12 protein-coding genes are annotated in these 15308 nt (G+C 62.8%); 5 read left to right on the top strand and 7 right to left on the bottom strand.

Features of this window, described 5'->3' with window-relative positions; all coding sequences use genetic code 11:
• Nucleotides 1–49: 49 nt before the first annotated feature.
• Together ileS and ASC75_RS19470 are read right to left on the bottom strand one after the other, a co-directional pair.
• Nucleotides 50–2971, bottom strand: a complete 2922-nt coding sequence (gene ileS / locus ASC75_RS19475; protein ID WP_055978892.1) for an isoleucine--tRNA ligase — start codon at nt 2969–2971, stop codon at nt 50–52.
• A 232-nt stretch (nt 2972–3203) separates the two neighbouring features.
• Nucleotides 3204–4010: a MipA/OmpV family protein gene (locus tag ASC75_RS19470; RefSeq protein WP_055978889.1), complete on the bottom strand. Its 807-nt coding sequence runs from the start codon at nt 4008–4010 to the stop codon at nt 3204–3206.
• Nucleotides 4011–4220: 210 nt separating this feature from the next.
• Between ASC75_RS19470 and ASC75_RS19465 the strand changes: the two genes are divergently transcribed.
• Nucleotides 4221–4784, top strand: a complete 564-nt coding sequence (locus ASC75_RS19465) for an HdeD family acid-resistance protein (RefSeq protein ID WP_055978887.1) — start codon at nt 4221–4223, stop codon at nt 4782–4784.
• Here the strand turns inward: ASC75_RS19465 and ASC75_RS19460 are convergent.
• Nucleotides 4781–5764 (bottom strand): bifunctional riboflavin kinase/FAD synthetase, encoded by a 984-nt coding sequence (locus tag ASC75_RS19460; protein WP_055978884.1) that lies wholly within the window; start codon nt 5762–5764, stop codon nt 4781–4783. The two genes, ASC75_RS19465 and ASC75_RS19460, sit on opposite strands and share 4 nt — an antisense overlap.
• An 8-nt stretch (nt 5765–5772) precedes the next feature.
• Nucleotides 5773–6633 (bottom strand): TIGR01459 family HAD-type hydrolase, encoded by an 861-nt coding sequence (locus ASC75_RS19455; protein WP_055978881.1) that lies wholly within the window; start codon nt 6631–6633, stop codon nt 5773–5775.
• 256 nt (nt 6634–6889) lie between these two features.
• On the opposite strand from ASC75_RS19455, the gene ASC75_RS19450 reads away from it, so the two are divergent.
• Nucleotides 6890–8857, top strand: a complete 1968-nt coding sequence (locus ASC75_RS19450) for a pilus assembly protein (protein ID WP_055978876.1) — start codon at nt 6890–6892, stop codon at nt 8855–8857.
• Between the two features lie 57 nt (nt 8858–8914).
• On the opposite strand, the gene ASC75_RS19445 is transcribed toward ASC75_RS19450, so the two are convergent.
• The 3 genes from ASC75_RS19445 to ASC75_RS19435 form a co-directional block, all read right to left on the bottom strand.
• Nucleotides 8915–10456 (bottom strand): DHA2 family efflux MFS transporter permease subunit, encoded by a 1542-nt coding sequence (locus ASC75_RS19445; RefSeq protein ID WP_055978873.1) that lies wholly within the window; start codon nt 10454–10456, stop codon nt 8915–8917.
• A gap of 114 nt (nt 10457–10570) precedes the next feature.
• A complete protein-coding gene (locus ASC75_RS19440) occupies nt 10571–11710 on the bottom strand; it encodes an HlyD family secretion protein (protein WP_055978871.1) in 1140 nt (379 codons plus the stop codon).
• Nucleotides 11707–12177 (bottom strand): MarR family transcriptional regulator, encoded by a 471-nt coding sequence (locus ASC75_RS19435; RefSeq protein ID WP_055979268.1) that lies wholly within the window; start codon nt 12175–12177, stop codon nt 11707–11709. The genes ASC75_RS19440 and ASC75_RS19435 overlap by 4 nt, the downstream gene beginning before the upstream one ends.
• A gap of 151 nt (nt 12178–12328) precedes the next feature.
• On the opposite strand from ASC75_RS19435, the gene ASC75_RS19430 reads away from it, so the two are divergent.
• The 3 genes from ASC75_RS19430 (at nt 12329) to groL (ending at nt 15114) form a co-directional block, all read left to right on the top strand.
• Nucleotides 12329–12943: a thioredoxin domain-containing protein gene (locus tag ASC75_RS19430; RefSeq protein WP_055978869.1), complete on the top strand. Its 615-nt coding sequence runs from the start codon at nt 12329–12331 to the stop codon at nt 12941–12943.
• A gap of 157 nt (nt 12944–13100) precedes the next feature.
• Entirely contained in the window at nt 13101–13397 is a 297-nt protein-coding gene (gene groES / locus ASC75_RS19425; protein WP_018427182.1) for a co-chaperone GroES, read from the top strand.
• A gap of 64 nt (nt 13398–13461) precedes the next feature.
• Nucleotides 13462–15114, top strand: a complete 1653-nt coding sequence (groL, locus tag ASC75_RS19420; RefSeq protein WP_055978866.1) for a chaperonin GroEL — start codon at nt 13462–13464, stop codon at nt 15112–15114.
• Nucleotides 15115–15308 lie beyond the last annotated feature (194 nt).

Below are 15308 nucleotides of genomic sequence, written 5' to 3'. Positions count from 1 at the left end.
AACGACCGGCAGGAGATGTCCCGCCGGTCGTTGTATTTCGGCAACCAGCCTAGAGCCGGCCGAGGGCCTGCAGTTCGTGCAGCGCGGCGGCATCCCGGGCCGATACATCGGCGAACGCGGCGTCGGAGCCGACGTCGCCGGTGTAGCGCCACGAACGGGCACACTTGACCAGCCCGCGGCCATCCGCCTTCTCGACAACCACCGCCACGCCGGGAACCTCGCGCAAGGCGAAGGCATCGGCCGGGACGTCGCCATGCGAGATGACGAGATCGCTGGTGATGCTGATCTCGGCCAGATCGATCCCGTCGAGAGCATCCTCCAGCACCGCATCGGTCATGTAGACGACCGGCACGGCCTCCAGGGACGAACCGATGGTCTTCTTGGCGCGTTCGAGCTCAAGGGCACCGGTTACCACGCTGCGCACCTGGCGGACCTTGCGCCACTTCTCGGCCAACGCCTCGTCACGCCAGGCAGCCGGCACCTCGGGGAACTGTTCGAGATGCACCGACTCGGACTGCGGATTGCGCTCGAGCCACGCCTCTTCGGTGGTGAAGGGCAGCATCGGCGCCAGCCACTTGACCAGGCAGTTGAACAGCTCGCGCACGACATGGACGGCGGCCTTGCGGCGCACGCTCGATGGCGCGTCGCAGTAAAGCACGTCCTTGCGGATGTCGAAGTAGAAGGCCGACAGCTCGACGACCATGAAGTCGATCAGCGCACGGGTGATGCGCTTGAACTCGAAATCGTCATAGCCCTTGCGGACCAGGGCATCGAGTTCGGAGAGCCGGTGCAGCATCAGCCGCTCCAGTTCCGGCATCTCGGCCAGCGCAATCTCCTCCCCATCGTCATGGGCGAGCGTGCCGAGCATCCAGCGGATGGTATTGCGCAGCTTGCGGTAGGCGTCGATGTTGGTCTGCAGCACGTTCTTGCCGAGGCGCTGGTCTTCCCAATAGTCGGTGGTCATCACCCACAGGCGCAGGATATCGGCGCCCGACTGCTTCATGACGTCCTGCGGCACGACCGTGTTGCCGAGCGATTTCGACATCTTGCGGCCTTCCTCGTCCATGGTGAAACCATGGGTGACGACCGCCTTGTAGGGTGCGCGACCACGGGTGCCGCAGCTTTCGAGCAGCGACGAGTGGAACCAGCCGCGATGCTGGTCCGAACCCTCGAGATAGACGTCGGCCGGCCATTTGAGATCGGGGCGATCCTCAAGCGTAAACGCATGCGTCGAGCCCGAGTCGAACCAGACGTCGAGGATGTCCATGACCTGCTTCCACGCCTCGTTGGCGCGCGAACCGAGGAAGCGCTCGCGAGCACCCTCGGCGAACCAGGCGTCGGCACCTTCCTTCTCGAAGGCCTCGACGATGCGGGCGTTGACCGCCTCGTCCTTCAGCACATTGCCGTCGGCATCGGCGAAGATGGCGATCGGCACGCCCCAGGCGCGCTGGCGCGACAGCACCCAGTCCGGGCGTTCGGCAATCATGGCCCGCAGGCGGGTCTGACCGGCCTCCGGCACGAAGCGGGTGTCGTCGATGGCCTGCAGCGCGCGGCTGCGCAGTGTCGTGCCGTCGCCGAGCTGCTTGTCCATGTAGACGAACCACTGCGGCGTATTACGGAAGATGATCGGCTTCTTCGAGCGCCAGCTGTGGGGATAGCTGTGCTTGAGGCGGCCACGCGCGAACAGGGCGCCACGCTTGATCAGTTCGTCGATGACGGCCTTGTTGGCGTCGCCCTTCTTGCCGTGATCGTCGATGACGCGCGCAGGTCCGCCCTCGCGGTCCGGACCGAAGCCCGGAGCGTCCTTGGTATAATAACCGGCGTCATCGACCGGAAATGGCAGCTGGGTGTCGATGCCGCGCTTTTCCAGCTCGGCAACGGCATCCATCCAGGCGTCGAAATCCTCACGGCCATGGCTTGGCGACGTATGCACGAAACCGGTGCCGGCATCGTCGGTGACATGGTCGCCGGCGAGCATCGGAACGGCGAATTCGTAGCCGCCACCGAAACCTTCGAACGGATGGGAAAGCGTAAGACTTCCAAGCTCTTCGCCTGGCACGCTGCGAAGCAGATTCAACGTGACCTTGGCCTTGGTTGCCGCCTCTTCGGCAAGCGCTTCGGCGAAGATGAGCTTTTCGCCCGGCTGCGGACCAAAATCATTCTCGGCAGCGGTAACTTCGTAGACACCATAGCCGACGCGGGGCGAATAGTTGACCGCGCGGTTGCCGGGGATGGTCCAGGGCGTGGTCGTCCAGATGACGACATGCGCACCAGCCAGTGCATCCGACCCCGAAGCTACGGGGAATTTCACCCAGATCGTATCACTCTCGTAATCCTGGTATTCGACCTCGGCTTCGGCGAGTGCCGTGCGCTCGACAACCGACCACATCACCGGCTTCGAGCCGCGATAGAGCTGGCCCGACATGGCAAACTTCAGCAACTCGCCGGCGATGCGCGCCTCGGCATGGAAGTTCATGGTGGTGTAGGGATTGTCGAAATCGCCGATGACGCCGAGGCGCTGGAATTCCTCGCCCTGGACCTTGATCCAGCCGGCGGCAAACTCACGGCATTCCTTGCGGAATTCGTTGATCTCGACCTCGTCCTTGTTCTTGCCGGCGGCGCGGTACTTCTCCTCGATCTTCCACTCGATCGGCAGGCCATGGCAGTCCCAGCCCGGCACGTAGTTGGAGTCGTAGCCGCGCATCTGGAACGAACGGGTGATGACGTCCTTGAGGATCTTGTTCAGCGCGTGGCCGATGTGGATGTTGCCGTTGGCATAGGGCGGGCCGTCATGCAGCACGTACTTCTCGCGGCCGGCAGCACTTGCGCGCAAGCGCTTGTAGAGGTCCATCTTCTGCCAGCGGGCAACCGTCACCGGCTCCTTCTCGGGCAGGCCGGCGCGCATCGGAAACTCCGTCTGCGGCAAATAAAGGGTCTTGGAATAGTCGATCTTTGCGGACGTGTCGGTCATCTGTCTTGCCATCTTGCCCGGCAAATCTGCCACGGGCGTTCAACTGTCGTGATCTGGAAAAGGCGCTGTGCGGCGCGCAGGCAAAGTCGTCCCGGACTTGCGGACGCGTCAAAGCGCCCGGAAGGCCGGGCCCATAATTCGTATCGAAGTCGCGAAGACGGGCGCGAGAAATCTCATGGCCGCGCTTTTAGCGGAGGCGCGGCGCGGAATAAAGCGTCTAATTCGCCGGAACTCAAAGGTTGAAGTCGAAGCGGTAGCTGGTCGAGACGCCGATCGTCAGCTGGTCGCGCGAACCACGCTCCTTGACGATGGTCGAATCCGCCGCCGGGCCCATCAGGCGCGAATATTCGGTGAACAGGCTGGCAGTGACGTTGTCGGTGGCCTTCCAGGTGATCGCCCCGCCGATGCCGGCCGACTTCACACCACTGCCCGGATCATATGCAGTAATGCCGGAGGCCAGTGCCTCCTGCGCGCTGACGCCGTAATAGGCATCGAAATAATCGGCGGTGGCGAAAGACACGCGCGGCCCGCCGGAAACGCGGATCGTCGGTGTCACGTCGTGGAAAGCATCGACGGCGATGTCGGCGACAACGCCGCTATGCGCACGGATGCCGTGACGGACTTCGGCGCGGGCGCGCATCCAGTCGGTCGGATAGAATTCGAAGAAGCCGCCGACTTCGCCACCCCAGCGAACGTCGTGCAGCCCCTGGAGTTCGTCATCGGCATCGCGCCCGAAGATGATCTTGCCGTTGAGGCCGGCGCGCACACCGCCGCTGTCGATCAATGCCAGCGAGATGTTGTCGTTGCGCGAGGAAAAGCGCGTCTCGCCACCAGCCTTGCCAAGCGAGATGATCGGCTGGGCGCTGAACATATATTTCTTGGAGCCCTCGAAGCTGGGGGCGACCATGCCGGTGGCGCCGAGCGTCAGGTACCAGTCGCCCTTCATCCAACCAAAAGCGCCGTCTTCGCCTGCAAAAGCCGGACCAGCGACCAAGGCAAGCGCAGAGGCTGCCACAGAGAGACGAACGAAAGAAACCATCACAACCCCGCGTACACGAAACATACCTGTCAGGACACCCCGGATTTGCCGCAAGTTCGGTAAAATTTGATTTAAATTCTTGATCTCGCGCGAGGTTTTGCTGGTCGGCCGTGGACGAGAATGCTGGACGCACTCAACTGCCGGTACTAGCGTTCATGCGTGGCCCACGGCCATGAATTGAAGACAGGCAACTTCAAGGAGAAGGGACCAATGGCTATTTCCGATCAAATGCCCGGCGGCGACGTGGCCGCGTTGCGCTCCAAATGGGGCTGGTTCGTGCTGTTGGGGGTCGCCCTGCTGGCAATCGGTTTCATTGCGGCAAGCAATCTCCTGACGGCCACGGTCGTGTCAGTGTTCTTCGTCGGTGCAATGATGATCGCCGCCGGCGTTGTCGAGATCATCCACGCGTTCGGCGTGAAAAGCTGGGGCAGCTTCTTCTGGTGGCTGCTCGGCGGCATCCTCTACGTCATTGCCGGCTGGCTCGCCTTCGTCAATCCGGTGCTGACGTCTGCGATCCTGACGCTGCTGCTTGCCGCCAGCCTTGTCGCGTCGGGACTGATGCGTGTCTGGATGGGCATCAAGGGCAGGTCTGTCCTCGGGAGCTGGGGCTGGATCGTCGCGGCCGGTGTCGTCACCGTGCTCGCCGGTCTCGTCATCGCCGCAGGCTGGCCGGTCAACAGCCTCATCATCCTCGGCATCTTCCTTGCCGTCGACCTGATGTTCCAGGGCATTGCCTACGTCGCCTTTGGCCTGGGCCTGAGGAAAGGCGCCTAGAAGGCCATCGCCCGATCAAGCTCGGAGAGGGGGCGTACGCCGGAGAGCAGCGCCCTCGCCTCGGCCTCGTCGCGCTTCATCTGAACGACAAGTGCGTCCAGGCCTTCGAACTTCACCTCGCCCCTGAGGTAACCGAAGAACGAGACCGAGGCGACCTCGCCGTAGAGGTCGCCGGAAAAGTCGAAGACGAAGGTTTCGAGCAGCGGCGCGAGATTGTCGCCCACGGTCGGCCGGCGGCCGAAGCTCGCCACGCCGTCATGCAGCGAGCCATCGGCCCGACGGAAGCGGACGGCATAGATGCCTTCCTTCAACCCGGCCTCGGCCGACAGCCGCATGTTGGCTGTCGGAAACCCAAGCGTGCGGCCCAGTTTCGCGCCGCCCACGACCTCGGCTTCGACCGTGTAGCGATAGCCGAGCAGACCGGCCGCCTCGGCCGCCTCGCCTTCGGCAAGCAGTTCGCGAATACGGCTCGACGAGATGATCTCGGTGCCTTCGTCGCGAAAGGCGTCGACCAGCGTCACGCCGAACCCATGGCGTTCGCCCGCCGCCATCAGGAAGGCCGGGCCGCCCTGGCGGTTCTTGCCGAAGTGAAAGTCGAACCCCGTCACGACATGGCTGATGCCGAGTTGCCGCTCCAGAATGGTCGTGACGAAGTCCTCCGCCGAAAGACTGGAGAATTCACGCGTGAACGGCCGCTCGATGACGGCGGCGAAGCCAAGCGCCTCGATCAGCCGCGCCTTGACATGCGGCGGCGTCAACACGAACAGCGGCACGTCGGGCCGGAACACCTTGCGCGGGTGCGGTTCGAAGGTCAGCACCAAAGCGGGTACGCCGCGCTGGCGCGCCTCTTCCAACGCGCGCTCCAGCACCGCCTGGTGGCCACGGTGGATGCCGTCGAAATTGCCGATGGCCACGACGCCGCCGCGCAGCCACTCCGGCACGGCTTCTTCACCTGCAACGCGGAGAAAGGCCTGTTCCATCGTATCGCCTACCGAAGCCTCGGAATGGTCGCCACCGGTGCGTAGCCGTGCTTGTCGAGAAACGCGGCAAGCTTGTCGGCATCGGGTGCCAGCGGATCGCCATAATCGCGGGCGTGAATGCCGCCCGAGACATAAAGCACGTCGACGCCGTTGTCGGCAGCGCCCTTGACGTCGGTGAACATGCCGTCGCCGATGGCCAGCGCCTCGGATGACTTGACCTCGCGGCCCAGCACCTCGCCGGCAGCGGCGAGTGCCGCCTCGTAGATCGGCCGGTGCGGCTTGCCCGAAACCAGCGTGCGACCGCCGAGCTGGCCATAATCGCGCGCCAACGCGCCAGCGCACCAGATCAGCTCGTGGCCGCGCTCGACGACGATGTCGGGGTTGGCGCAGATGAACGGCAGGTTGCGGGCGCGGAGGCGGCGCAGCATCCCGGCATAGTCGTCAGGCGTTTCGGTCTCGTCGTCGAACAGCCCGGTGCAGACCACGACGGACGCTTCGAACTCCTCGACGAGATCGACGTCGAGCCCGTCATAGATCGGGTAGTCGCGCTCCGGCCCGATGTGAAAGACACGGCGCGGCCCCGAACGGATCAGGTCGCGCGTCACGTCGCCCGACGTGACGACACGGTCCCAGGCGGAAGCCGGCACGTCAAGGTTCGCCAACTGGGCGATGACACCGTCGCGCGGACGCGGCGCATTGGTGATGAGCACCACGGCCACCCCCTTCGCGCGCGCCGCCTCGAGTGCTGCGGCGGCCTCCGGGAAGGCGTGCACGCCATTGTGGATGACGCCCCAGACATCGCACAGCAAGGCCGAGTAGCGGCCTGTGAGCGCTTCGAGCGACGCGATTGATTGCGGCAAACCCGCCATTGTCTGTCCTTCGATCGTTCCCAAAGGGAGAGTTTTTGGCCGAACGGCCAGGCAGCCCGGAATTATCCGAACCAGCCTTGCCTGTCACCAGCTTTCGCGGCATCCCGTTCCGACACCGACGAAACCGCAATCCGCCGGCGGGCGGATTTGGTTATCGCTTTACTAAGCAGTCGCTCATATTTCTCGCAATTTAGAGAACCGCAAATTTAAGGATTTCATGAGATCGTCCCCAGGTTGAGCTTGGGGAAGCAATCCAATGATCCGCAAATTCCTGAAGGATACGCGCGGCAGCTATGCCATTCTGACGGTTGCCGCGATGGTGCCCATCATGGGCGCGCTGGCGCTGGCGATCGATTATGCGGAAGTGTCGCGACAGCGCGAGGTGGTGCGCAATGCCCTCGACGCCGCCGGCATGGCGGTGGCGCGGCGATTGCTCGACGGTTCGCCCGGGGAAACGCTGACGGACGCCCAGTTGAAGGCCTATGCCGCCGATTTCTTCAACAGCAATCTCGGCTCAGTCAAACCCGCCAACGCCCCTCTGACGGTGACACTTCCGAACGCTGCATTCGGCGGCGGCACCTTGGAGATGGAAGCAACGCTCAGGTATGAGCCATACTTCCTGCCTGCTGCAGCAGCGCTGATAGGCAAGTCCAGCAGCGACATGGACCTGAACTTTGTCGTTCGATCAGGCATTCGCCTCAAGAACACGCTGGAAGTAGCTCTCGTGCTCGATAACTCTGGGTCGATGAGCTATCTGGGATCCGGCACCGGCCAAAAGCGCATCGACTTGCTGAAAAACGCTTCCAAGCAGCTTGTCGACACCTTGGCATTGCAAGCATTGCAGATGAAACAGATCGACAAGCCCGTTCAGTTCGGACTTGTGCCCTTTGCGGCCTCGGTCAATGTCAGTCCCACCAACGCGAACAAACCATGGATGGATATCGACGGAATCTCGCCTGTCCATCACGAGAATTTCGACTGGTCGACGTTGAACGCAGCAAACAAGTACGCCGAAAAGACGGGCGATATCTGGTACAAGCGTGGCAACGGATGGGGTGAAACCGAAGACACCCCTTTGACGCGGTTTTCGCTTTACATGGACACCGAGAAGGTCGTGGCCCGCGAGTTCGTCGAGACCAGCCGCGAATGGGTCTGCGTGAAAAAGAAAAACGGAAAATGCCAGACATATGACTGGAAGATCGAGGGGTACAACGTCGATATTCCCGGGCCTTTCGCGACGTGGCAGGGCTGTGTCGAAGCCCGGCCGGCTCCCTACAACAACAACGATGTCACCCCCAGCACGAGCAATCCCGCGACGCTCTTCGTCCCAATGTTCGCAACCGATGAGCCTGGCGACAATTGGGCCACGGAGACGGACGCCACCCCAGACGAGCGCTATGCAGTCAACAATTGGTGGAACGATGGCATCGAGGGTTCCGACACACTGACCAACAATCGTTCTCGTCAAAAGAACATGACGAAGTACTTCGACGTTCGCCCCTTCGACGCTGACCCTCCCAAGAAGGGCAATGGACCCAACTACTCCTGCACGACTAGCCCGATCACGCCGTTGCGCGATGTCAGCAAGGCGGACGAAAAGCTGGAAATCAAAAACGCGATCGACGAGATGATGCCAAGCGGCAACACGAATGTGCCTGAAGGCACCGCCTGGGGCTGGCGAGTTGTCTCGAGCGGCGCCCCGTTCACCGAAGGCAGGTCGGATGGTGAAAGAGGCAATGACAAGGTCATCATTGTGCTCACCGATGGCGCCAATACCTATGGTGACCTCGGAAGCACCGACCCGGCCGGCAACAAATCGACATATGCGGCATATGGCTACACAGGCAAGGGTTACAATGGCACCGGCACCAGCCGCATCTTCATGGACACCAGTTCCGCAGTAGGCAAGTCCACCTACACCAGCGACAACTACCAGGCTGCTATGGATGAGCAAATGCAGCAGGTCTGTACCAAAGCCAAGGGCACAAGCGCCCGCAATGACAAAGGCGAAGGCAACGACAGTGTCATCGTCATGACCGTCTCGCTGGATCTGACCGAAGCCAAAAGCGACGAGAAGAAGGCCATCGCCGCGCTCAAGAACTGCGCGTCCTATTCCCGCACGACGGTTGGCAAGAAGCTTTACTGGAATGCTACCGGCGACACCCTCATGAAGGTCTTCAAGGAAATCGCGGACGAGCTGTCCAACCTGCGCATCGTCAGCTGACGCAATCGGCATCAACGACAAAAGGCGCCCTCCTCGCGGACGGGCGCCTTTTTCATGTCAATCCATATGCGCCGCCGGCGCGCCACCGGCGGCGGCCTGTGCCTTTGGCTTGCGCAACAGCAGCGCCAGCGGGATGGCGCAGAGCGAGACGATCATCATCAGCTTGAAGTCGTCGATGTAGGAGATCATCAGCGACTGGATGTTGACCAGGCCATCCACCTGCGACAGCGCGGCCGGGTTGCCGGCAGCAGCGCCGGGCGACAGCGCCATGAGGTTGGGGTTAAAGGGCGTGACGTTGGCCGACAATTCGGCGTGGTTGATCTGCACATTGCGGGTCAACAGCACCGAGACGATGGAGATGCCGATCGACGAGCCAATGTTGCGGACGAGGCTGAACAGGCTCGCGGCATCGGTCCGGTGATGGGGCGCCAGGGTGGCGAACGCCACCGTCGACAGCGGCACGAACACCAGGCCCAGCCCAAGCCCCTGCACGACCCCGGTCGAGACAATCAGGAAGGCGTCCATCTGCGGCGTGAAACCGGTCATGTAGTAGAGCGATATCGCCGTCAGCAGCAGGCCAGCGACCACGAGATAGCGGGAGTCGACGATGCGCACGAGCCGCCCGACCAGCAACATCGAAATCATGGTGCCGACACCGCGAGGAGCCATGACAAGCCCCGTGGTGATCGTCGGGTAGCCATAGATGCGCGACAGCATCGGCGGCAGCAGCGCCAGGCTGGCGAGCAGGATCACGCCGATGACGAAGATGAACACCAGGCCGGTCACGAAATTGCGGTCGGTGAATATCTTCGGGTCGAGAAAAGTGTTTTGCGACATCGCCATGTGGACGGCGAAGACCCAGAAGCCGGTGATTGCGAGCCCAAGCTCGATCCAGATCTCGACAGCCGAGAACCAGTCGACTTCACCGCCGCGGTCGAGCATCAGCTGGAGCGCGCCGACGCCAAGGGACAGCATGGCGAAGCCGAAGAAGTCGAACCCGCGCAAGCGCTTCACCACAGCCGGCAGATAGGCTGCCGAGCCCATGAAGGCGACGATGCCCACCGGCAGGTTGATAAAGAACACCCAGCGCCAGTTGAAACTCTCGGTCAGCCAGCCGCCGAGCGTCGGGCCGATGATCGGCCCGACCATGATGCCGGCGCCCCACATGGCCATCGCCTGGCCGTGGCGCTCCTTGGGATTGATGTCGAGCAGGAAGGTCTGGCTCAGCGGCACGATCGCGGCGCCGAACACGCCCTGTAGGACGCGGAACAGCACCATCGATTCCAGACTCCAGGCAACGCCGCAGAGCATCGACATGATGGTGAAGCCGACGACCGAAACGAGGAACAGCTCCTTGCGGCCGAAGCGATCCGACATCCAGCCGGTCAGCGGCGTCATGATCGCGGCCGCGACGATGTAGGAGGTCAGCACCCAGTTGATGGTGTCCTGGGAGGCGCCGAGGTCGCCGATCATCGACGGCAGCGCGACATTGGCGATGGTGGTGTCGAGCACCTGCATCACCGTCGCGAGCATGATGGCGACGGTGATCAATCCTCGATGCGGCACATCGGTGAGAGACTTTGCGGCTGCCTGGCTCATTCGAACGACCCTTGGAACCTTGCGGCCGTCAAACGGCGACCGGAAAACCGGAGGGCCGGCCGCATGCGGCAGCCGGCACGATCCAGGACTTCATGCGCACCCTTGGTGGGCGTGTTATTCCGCGGCCACGGCGTGACCGAAGATGCTGCCAAAACCGCGCGAGACACCGGTATCGATAGACACGGTGGCGCTCATGCCCGTGCGCATGGCCAGCCCGCCGTCGGCGGTATCGACCTTGACGCGCACCGGGATGCGCTGGGTGACCTTGACCCAGTTGCCGGTGGCGTTCTGAGCCGGCAGCAGCGAGAACTCCGCGCCCGTGCCTGCACCGATCGCCTCGACCGTGCCGCGGAAGGTGCGGTCGGGATAGGTGTCGAGCACGATCTCGGCTTCCTGGCCCGGCTTCATGTGGGTCAGCTGCGTTTCCTTGAAGTTCGCCTCGACCCAGGTGTCGCCGGTCTCGACCAGGCTGAACAGCGCGGTTCCCGCGCCGACATACTGGCCGATCTTGAAGGACGCAGCCTGCGACACCACGCCGTCTGCGGGCGCGCGCACCGTCGTCTGGGCCAGATCGAAGGCCGCCTTGTCGCGCGCTGCCAGAGCCGACAGCACCGTCGGATGCTGGTCGGCCTCGATTTCCGGGTTGCCGCCGAGCGCCGCCTTGGCGCTGACGATGCCCTGCACGGCAGCACTGTGCTGCTCCTGTGCCTTGTCGAGATCCATGCGGGCCTCGTCCAAGGACGACTTTGTGTTGACGCCCTTGGTGACCAGCCCGTTGCTGCGATCGAACTGCGCCTGGGCATAGTCGAGGCCGCTGGCTGCGACGCGTTCCTGTGCCACGGCCTGGCTGTAGCCGGCACGAAGTTGCTCGACGTTGAGCCGCGCGGCGGCAAGTGCGGCATCGGCCTGGGCCAGCGCGATCCGGTAAGGTTCCGGATCGACCTCGAACAGCACGTCGCCGGCCTTCACTGCCGCATTGTCGGCGACGTCGACCTTGACGATCCGACCCGCCGCTTCCGAGGCGATGTTCACCCTGGCCTGGCGCAGATTTGCGTTTTCGGTTTCCTGATAGCGACCTCCGGTCACCCAGAAATAGCCGCCGCCGACAACCAGGGCCAACGGCAAGGCAGCCATCAGCACCATGCGTCCACGCTTCTTCGGCGCCGGTGCGGGCGCTGCCGCCGGCGGAAGCTGGGTTGCCGTCGCGAGTTCGACCTTTGCGCTGTCTTCGTTCACTTTCGCCACCGCGTTCATTTCGTCTTCTCTCTCAAACAATTCGCATCGGCGGGTTCGCCCGCGGAAAGGTTGTCGACTATGGTGCGCAAGGCACGGACCGTGGCGAGGCGCTCTTCAGTGGATAGCCCGTTCAGCGCGCGCTCGTAGACCTCACCGGCTACGGCCTTGACCTTGGAGAAGGCCTCAAGCGCCTTCTCGGTCGGGAAAATCATGCGCACACGCCTATCGGAGGCACCTTGCCGGCGCTCGATCCAGCCGCCCTCCTCCATGCGGTCCAGAAGCCGCGACACGCTGATCGGCTCGATTTCGAGAAGCTCGGCAAGGCGCGCCTGCGCCACGCCCTCGTCCTTGACCAGCCTGACCAGCAACCGCCATTGCGCCGCCGACAGGCCGAATTCGCTGCCGCGCTGCTCGAAATTGCGCCGCATCAGGCGCGCCGCGTCATGGATGAGGAAACCCAACCTCTCGATGCCTTCGTTTTTCATGAGCGGCATATATTATAAGCATGCTTACCATTCAAGACCTAATATAGCGCTTCGACATGGAGCTGCAGGTCGACGGCGCGGCGATTAGGCCCCTGTTAATCACGTCCGCACATCGTCTACGAAAAGGGCCACACGCCACGAGACCTGTTGCATGCAAAACCCGCCGCCGAACCGGCGCTACATCCTGAAAGCCCTTGCCGGCATGAGCGCCATGGCGCCCTTGCCGCTCTGGGCCGCGCCCCTGCCGACGGTGGAAGAAGTTGCCTTCGACCCCGACATCCCTGCGCTGGGCAATCCGGACGGCAACGTCACCGTCGTCGAGTACACGGACTACCAGTGCCCCTACTGCAAGCTGAGCTACATCGAACTGTCGAAAGTCATGGCCGAGGACGGCAACATCCGCGTCGTGATGCGCGACTGGCCGATCTTCGGGCAGATTTCGCGCAATGCAGCGCTGCTTACGCTGGCATCGCACAGCCAGGGACGTTACGCAGAGGCCGTGCAGACACTGATGACCGCCACCGAGCGCTTGACCTTTCGCAGCACCGCCACACTTCTGAGCGATGCCGGCATCGATGTCGACCTGGCCCGGAGCGAACTCGGCGCGCGACAGGATGTCTTCGTCAGCCTGCTGGCGCGGACCGAAGCGCAGGCGAAAGCCTTCCAGCTCAAGGGCACGCCAGGCTTCCTGATCGGCAAGGCACTCTACAAGCGTGGAATGACGGCCGACGACTTCCGCAAGGCGATCGCCCAGGCACGCGCTTAATTCGGTGAAATCTGGCTGTCGTGAAGCTGTCGTTCCCTTGACAGTAAAGGGGCGACGGACTATCTCACCGACACGTTAGCACTCGCCTGAAGTGAGTGCTAACCAAGTCCGGCCAGGCCGGACCGAGGGTTCTCAACAGTTCACCGAGGAAGTTCAAATGGCAAAGTCGAAGTTCCGCCCGCTTCATGACCGCGTGGTCGTTCGCCGGGTCGAATCCGAATCCAAGACCGCCGGCGGGATCATCATCCCCGATACGGCCAAGGAAAAGCCGCAGGAAGGCGAAATCGTCGCCGTCGGTTCCGGCGCTCGCGACGAAGCCGGCAAGCTCGTCCCGCTGGACGTCAAGGCTGGCGACCGCGTGCTGTTCGGCAAGTGGTCGGGCACCGAAGTGAAGCTCAATGGCGAAGACCTTCTGATCATGAAGGAATCCGACATCATGGGCATCATCGGCTAATCGCCACCCATCCGCACCATCCAATCTGAAATTCGGGCCTCCAAGGCCCAACTAGGAGCTTAAAATGGCTGCCAAGGAAGTAAAATTCTCCCGCGACGCCCGCGAGCGCATGCTGCGCGGTGTCAACATCCTCGCTGACGCGGTCAAGGTGACCCTCGGCCCCAAGGGCCGCAACGTCGTCATCGACAAGTCGTTCGGCGCCCCGCGCATCACCAAGGACGGCGTCACCGTCGCCAAGGAAATCGAGCTTGAAGACAAGTTCGAGAACATGGGCGCCCAGATGGTCCGCGAAGTTGCTTCGAAGACCAACGACATCGCCGGCGACGGCACCACGACCGCTACCGTTCTGGCCCAGGCCATCGTTCAGGAAGGCCACAAGGCCGTTGCCGCCGGCATGAACCCGATGGACCTGAAGCGCGGCATCGACCTGGCGGTGGCCGAGGTCGTTACCCACCTCGTCAAGAGCTCGAAAAAGATCAAGACTTCGGAAGAAGTCGCTCAGGTCGGCACCATCTCGGCAAACGGCGAGAAGGAAATCGGCTCGATGATCGCGGAAGCGATGCAGAAGGTCGGCAACGAAGGCGTCATCACGGTTGAAGAAGCCAAGACCGCCGAGACCGAGCTTGAAGTCGTCGAAGGCATGCAGTTCGACCGCGGCTACCTCTCGCCGTACTTCGTCACCAACCCCGACAAGATGGTTGCTGACCTCGAGGAGGCCTACATTCTCCTCCACGAGAAGAAGCTGTCGAACCTCCAGGCCATGCTGCCGGTCCTCGAAGCCGTCGTGCAGACCTCGAAGCCGCTGCTCATCATCTCGGAAGACGTCGAAGGCGAGGCCCTGGCCACGCTCGTCGTCAACAAGCTGCGTGGCGGCCTGAAGATCGCTGCCGTCAAGGCTCCGGGCTTCGGCGATCGCCGCAAGGCCATGCTGGAAGACATCGCCATCCTGACCGGTGGCCAGGTCATCTCGGAAGACCTCGGCATCAAGCTCGAGAACGTCGGCCTCAACATGCTCGGCCGCGCCAAGAAGGTGTCGATCTCCAAGGAGAACACCACCATCGTCGACGGCGCCGGCAAGAAGGCCGAGATCCAGGGCCGCGTTGCCCAGATCAAGCAGCAGATCGAAGAGACCACGTCGGACTACGACAAGGAGAAGCTGCAGGAACGCCTCGCCAAGCTGGCAGGCGGCGTTGCCGTCATCCGCGTCGGCGGTGCGACCGAGATCGAGGTCAAGGAGCGCAAGGACCGCGTCGACGACGCGCTGAACGCAACCCGCGCCGCTGTTGAAGAAGGCATCGTTCCCGGCGGTGGCGTGGCTCTGCTGCGTTCCTCGCTCGCCATCAAGGCGGCCGGCGAGAACTCCGACCAGGCCGCTGGCATCAACATCGTCCGTCGCGCTCTGCAGGCTCCGGCCCGCCAGATCGCTTCGAACGCTGGTGCTGAAGCTTCGATCGTTGCCGGCAAGATCCTCGAGAACAAGACGGCTACGTTCGGCTACAACGCCCAGACCGGCGAATATGGCGACATGATCGCCTTCGGCATCGTCGATCCGGTCAAGGTCGTTCGCACGGCTCTGCAGGACGCAGCCTCGGTTGCCGGCCTGCTCGTCACCACCGAAGCCATGATCGCCGAAGCTCCGAAGAAGGAATCGGCCGGCGGCATGCCGGGCGGTATGCCTGGCGGCGGCATGGGCGGCATGGGCGGCATGGATTTCTAATCCAGCTACCAAGCTCAAGCTTACGGAAAGGGCGCCTTCGGGCGCCCTTTTTCGTTGCTGAAAAGTTTTCAAAAAAACTGCTACGAGGCGGAACCTTTTCCGCCTGTCGACGTTTTGCCCTTGTCCGAGGCACGTCCGGATGGAGCAATCCTGAAGGAAAACCAAAGGACAAATAGGACGCCTCCAGCACTTCA

Source organism: Aminobacter sp. DSM 101952 (genome assembly GCF_001424795.1).
GTDB classification, from domain to species: Bacteria; Pseudomonadota; Alphaproteobacteria; order Rhizobiales; family Rhizobiaceae; genus Aminobacter; species Aminobacter aganoensis.
This window is presented reverse-complemented; position numbering and strand designations above follow the sequence as displayed.

Excerpts from the sequence above, each read along its gene's own strand:
- ASC75_RS19455 (WP_055978881.1), bottom strand. The coding sequence starts at position 6,633 with ATGGCGGGTTTGCCGCAATCAATCGCGTCGCTCGAAGCGCTCACAGGC.
- groL (WP_055978866.1), top strand. The coding sequence starts at position 13,462 with ATGGCTGCCAAGGAAGTAAAATTCTCCCGCGACGCCCGCGAGCGCATG.
- ASC75_RS19450 (WP_055978876.1), top strand. The coding sequence starts at position 6,890 with ATGATCCGCAAATTCCTGAAGGATACGCGCGGCAGCTATGCCATTCTG.
- ileS (WP_055978892.1), bottom strand. The coding sequence starts at position 2,971 with ATGACCGACACGTCCGCAAAGATCGACTATTCCAAGACCCTTTATTTG.
- ASC75_RS19445 (WP_055978873.1), bottom strand. The coding sequence starts at position 10,456 with ATGAGCCAGGCAGCCGCAAAGTCTCTCACCGATGTGCCGCATCGAGGA.
- ASC75_RS19465 (WP_055978887.1), top strand. The coding sequence starts at position 4,221 with ATGGCTATTTCCGATCAAATGCCCGGCGGCGACGTGGCCGCGTTGCGC.
- ASC75_RS19470 (WP_055978889.1), bottom strand. The coding sequence starts at position 4,010 with ATGGTTTCTTTCGTTCGTCTCTCTGTGGCAGCCTCTGCGCTTGCCTTG.
- groES (WP_018427182.1), top strand. The coding sequence starts at position 13,101 with ATGGCAAAGTCGAAGTTCCGCCCGCTTCATGACCGCGTGGTCGTTCGC.
- ASC75_RS19435 (WP_055979268.1), bottom strand. The coding sequence starts at position 12,177 with ATGAAAAACGAAGGCATCGAGAGGTTGGGTTTCCTCATCCATGACGCG.
- ASC75_RS19440 (WP_055978871.1), bottom strand. The coding sequence starts at position 11,710 with ATGAACGCGGTGGCGAAAGTGAACGAAGACAGCGCAAAGGTCGAACTC.
- ASC75_RS19430 (WP_055978869.1), top strand. The coding sequence starts at position 12,329 with ATGCAAAACCCGCCGCCGAACCGGCGCTACATCCTGAAAGCCCTTGCC.
- ASC75_RS19460 (WP_055978884.1), bottom strand. The coding sequence starts at position 5,764 with ATGGAACAGGCCTTTCTCCGCGTTGCAGGTGAAGAAGCCGTGCCGGAG.